We start from the raw sequence: 1,693 nt of genomic DNA, 5'->3' as shown, positions 1-1,693 counted from the left end.
CATCGAGGTGCCAAACAACCCCGTCGATATGGACTCTTGGGGGTCATCAGCCTGTTATCCCCGGCGTACCTTTTATCCGTTGAGCGATGGCCCTTCCACTCGGGACCACCGGATCACTATGACCGACTTTCGTCTCTGCTCGACTTGTCAGTCTCGCAGTCAGGCAGGCTTATGCCATTGCACTCAACGAGCGATTTCCGACCGCTCTGAGCCCACCATCGCGCGCCTCCGTTACTCTTTGGGAGGCGACCGCCCCAGTCAAACTACCCACCACACACTGTCCTGGACCCGGATAACGGGCCGCAGTTAGACATCCATGGCTACAAGGGTGGTATTTCAAGGATGACTCCACCTGAGCTGGCGCCCAAGTTTCAACGTCTACCACCTATCCTACACATGTCGACACGAATGCCAGTGTGAAGCTATAGTAAAGGTGCACGGGGTCTTTCCGTCTAACCGCAGGAACCCCGCATCTTCACGGGGAATTCAATTTCACTGAGTCTGTGCTGGAGACAGCGGGGAAGTCGTTACGCCATTCGTGCAGGTCGGAACTTACCCGACAAGGAATTTCGCTACCTTAGGACCGTTATAGTTACGGCCGCCGTTTACCGGGGCTTCGATTCAGAGCTTGCACCCCTCCTCTTAACCTTCCGGCACCGGGCAGGCGTCAGACCCTATACGTCGCCTTACGGCTTCGCAGAGCCCTGTGTTTTTGCTAAACAGTCGCCACCCCCTGGTCTGTGCCCCCTCACATCGGTTGCCCGATGCAAGGGCCTCCTTCTCGCGAACTTACGGAGGCAATTTGCCGAGTTCCTTCAGCACAGTTCTCTCAAGCGCCTTGGTATACTCTACCAGTCCACCTGTGTCGGTTTAGGGTACGGTCTATACGCGAGGGCTATTTCCTGGAACACCTTCGCTGCCCAGACAATCCGATAAGCCTGGACAACACACAGCATTCGTCACCACTCGCAGGCTGCAGAATATTAACTGCATTCCCATCGACTACGCCTTTCGGCCTCGCCTTAGGAGCCGGCTAACCCTGCGCAGATTAGCTTTACGCAGGAACCCTTGGACTTTCGGCGGGAGTGTCTCTCACACTCCTTATCGTTACTCATGTCAGCATTCGCACTTCTGATATCTCCAGAAGCCCTCGCGGGTCTTCCTTCGCAGACTTACAGAACGCTCCGCTACCGCGTGCATACGCACACCCGCAGCTTCGGTGTATGGCTTTAGCCCCGTTACATTTTCGGCGCAAAGACCCTTATTTAGACCAGTGAGCTGTTACGCTTTCTTTAAATGATGGCTGCTTCTAAGCCAACATCCTGGTTGTTTTGGGATCCTCACATCCTTTCCCACTTAGCCATAACTTAGGGACCTTAGATGGCGGTCAGGGTTGTTTCCCTTTTCACGACGGACGTTAGCACCCGCCGTGTGTCTGCTGGATAGTACTTCCCGGTATTCGGAGTTTGGTTAGGTTTGGTAATCCTGTGGGGACCCCTAGCCCATCCAGTGCTCTACCCCCGGGAGTATTCATCCAACGCTCTACCTAAATAGATTTCGCGGAGAACCAGCTATTTCCGAGTTTGATTGGCCTTTCACCCCTAGCAACAAGTCATCCCCGTCTTTTTCAACAGACGTGGGTTAGGCCCTCCAGTGCGTGTTACCGCACCTTCAGCCTGCTCATAGCTAGATC

At 54.5% G+C, this 1,693-nt stretch carries 1 rRNA gene (cut by a window edge); it reads right to left on the bottom strand.

The features are described 5' to 3' along the window. Positions 1 to 1,693 (bottom strand): 23S ribosomal RNA (locus C0606_10775); its annotated part runs 665 nt beyond the window's last position; the annotation flags it as partial.

It is taken from the genome of Hyphomicrobiales bacterium (assembly GCA_002869065.1).
Lineage (GTDB): Bacteria > Pseudomonadota > Alphaproteobacteria > Rhizobiales > Rhodobiaceae > Rhodobium.
This window is presented reverse-complemented; position numbering and strand designations above follow the sequence as displayed.